2 protein-coding genes are annotated in these 2,674 nt (G+C 36.6%); both read left to right on the top strand.

What is annotated here, in order from left to right; all coding sequences use genetic code 11:
- Positions 1-296 precede the first annotated feature (296 nt).
- Positions 297-1,412: a glycosyltransferase gene (locus D6734_13105; protein ID RMF92075.1), complete on the top strand. Its 1,116-nt coding sequence runs from the start codon at positions 297-299 to the stop codon at positions 1,410-1,412.
- Positions 1,409-2,674, top strand: a 1,266-nt coding sequence (locus D6734_13100; GenBank protein RMF92074.1) for a glycosyltransferase, incomplete at its 3' end; no start/stop codon positions are given. The genes D6734_13105 and D6734_13100, both read left to right, overlap by 4 nt.

Below are 2,674 nucleotides of genomic sequence, written 5' to 3'. Positions count from 1 at the left end.
TGAAATGATAGGTTATAACATACCTGTAATCGTATCAAACATACAAGGCCATAAAGAATTCATAACAAAATGTAATTCAATTCAATTAGAACCAAATGGTAAGAAGTTTATATCCCACCAACTTTATCCTTATACCGGGAATAATATGGACGACATAGACGTTAAAGAAGTGGTTGATAAAATACAATACGTAATAGACAATTTCCAATCAATTAAAAAAAGGAAATTTAAGCCGCTGCCGTCGTTAGAGGAATGCTCATACGAATTAAATAATAAATTGTTGGAGGTGTTAGGAGATGGTGAAGATTTATTGGCAAGGGGTGGTTTTTCATCCTACTGGCGTGGCGTCGCACCATAGGGAAATAATAAGGGGACTTATAAAGAAGGGGATACCCGTCCATGTATTCGATTTTTATAACCCAGATTTTGATGATAGTAAACAGACTCTAGGTAATAATGCATACTCTCTAATTGATTATAAAGATAAAGATGTGTGTACTATTTTAACATATCGTCCAGACATGTGGTTATCTACTCAAATTGCTGGCGATGTTTATGGATTAGTTGTTCATGAAGGTAGTAAGATACCAGAAAACTGGGGGGAAATAATAAATAGGATATGTAAGAAAATAATTGTTCCTAGCAAAGCGACCAAAAACCTATTCTTTAATGGTGGAGTCAGAGTACCAATCCATATAGTTCCGGAAGGGATAGACACAAATAGGTTTAATCCCAAAATTAAACCAAGAGAAAGAGAGGATGAGATTAAGGATAAGTGTGTTTTCTTATCAGTTAATTCTTGGACCGGCGCCGAAAACGATAGGAAGGGGACGGATATTTTAATAAAGGCATTCTTAAATGAATTTACTGAGGAAGATGATGTGGCACTTTACTTAAAGATATCCACCTTTTTTATGCCACAGTATGATGCAGAAAAATTAATTAAGAATATTGGTAAGGAAATGGGGTTAACTAAAATACCAACGATAATAGCCGATCAGACTTATTTAGAGCCAAGTAAACTACCCCAATTATATCGTATGGCTGATTGTTTTGTGTCTCCCACGATGGGAGAATCTTGGGGATTAACTATTCATGAAGCGATGGCTTCTGGTTTACCAGTAATTCTGACTAAGAATAATGAGGCAGGATATATGGATTTTGTTGGCGACTTCCCTTTTTGGATAGAAACTAAAGAGAAAATTCAAGCGGATAGAAGGTTTTTTGTTGAGGGGAACCTAATGCCTAAACCGGACATAGACTCATTGAGGAAGAGGATGAGAGAGGTTTATGAACTATGGAAGAAAGACAGAAACAAACTTAAGGATAGGGGAATCAAAGGAAGCAATCATGTCTCTAAGTATACTGGGGAATATTCTGCACAAAAGTTGGTGGAGGTGCTTAAAAAATGATTCTTGGGGAATCAAAACTTAGTGATAATGGTAATTCAAATGATAAGAAAAAGATAACCTTCCTTTGGGTATCGGATGACCCGTGGCAAAAGACCGGATATGGTATGGTTGGTAGAAATGTTTTAAAGAGATTAGCCAAAGAGAAAGATATAGAAGTAATTGCTCTTGGTACTCAGTTTCGTGGTGGTGAAATAGAATATGAGGGATATAAGGTTGTCTCTGGATTTAAACATCCGGACGGATTTGATGCTTTGGGTTTTTATATAAAGAAATATAATCCAGATGTGGTTGTTACATTAAGGGATATCGGATTACAAGCAGGATACGTTCCAGCAATAGAAGAAGCAAGAAAGAACGGGTGGACAGGCCGGTGGTATGGATATTGTCCTTTAGATACTAAGGTCGTTGTTAGGGAATGGATTCCTATCTGGGATAGGATGGATGGAATAATAGCTATGTCCGAATGGGGAAAATTAACCATCTCTCACCATACTAAAGATAGATATAAAATAGTTACAATTCCTCATGGAGTAGATACCAAAGTATTCAAACCAATTAAAGAAGAAATTAGAAATAGGCTTAGAGATGCCGGTGCTCCTTTTTCAGAAATGTTTATTGTTGGGGCTGTGGGCAGGAATCAATATCGTAAAATGTGGTATAAATTATTTGAGGGGTTTTCTAAGTTTGCTAAGGATAAGAGTGACGTTATGTTATTGATTCATTCTGATTCAGATCCGGTGGTTGTCTCAGATGGTTGGAGTTATAATCACATAGCGGAAAAGTATGGTATGCGTGGGAAATGGCAATTAACTTATCCTAAGTTAGATATCCAGACAAGATTTAATATAGATGATGAGAAAATGAATGAAATATACAATTCATTCGATGTTTTTTGTTTACCTACCGGCGGGGAAGGATTTGGTGTTCCACTAATAGAAGCTCAGGCAGCAGGGGTTCCTGTAGTTACTACTGCATATACCACAGGATTTGAGTTAGTTAAGGGGCACGGGGAACTTATCCCACCATTAAAAGACACATACGGTAGGGACGTTACTTGGGTAGGACAAAATGGGGTTGAGTTTGTTATCCCAGACGACAATAAAATAGCAGAGGCGCTACAGAAATTATATGATGATAAGAAACTTAGAGAGAAATATTCTAAAGAATCTAGGGAATTTTCTTTAAAATATGATTGGGATAAGATAAATGAGTTGTGGGTCAAATTAATCAAAGAAAGACCAACCCAATTAAAGAATGAGGAC

The sequence above is a fragment of the Candidatus Schekmanbacteria bacterium genome, assembly GCA_003695725.1.
Taxonomy (GTDB): domain Bacteria; phylum Schekmanbacteria; class GWA2-38-11; order GWA2-38-11; family J061; genus J061.
The sequence above is the reverse complement of the archived record's forward strand: the minus strand, read 5'-3'. Positions and strand labels throughout refer to the sequence as shown.

Coding starts and splice junctions, on each gene's coding strand:
- D6734_13105 (RMF92075.1), top strand. CDS start 297: ATGGTGAAGATTTATTGGCAAGGGGTGGTTTTTCATCCTACTGGCGTG.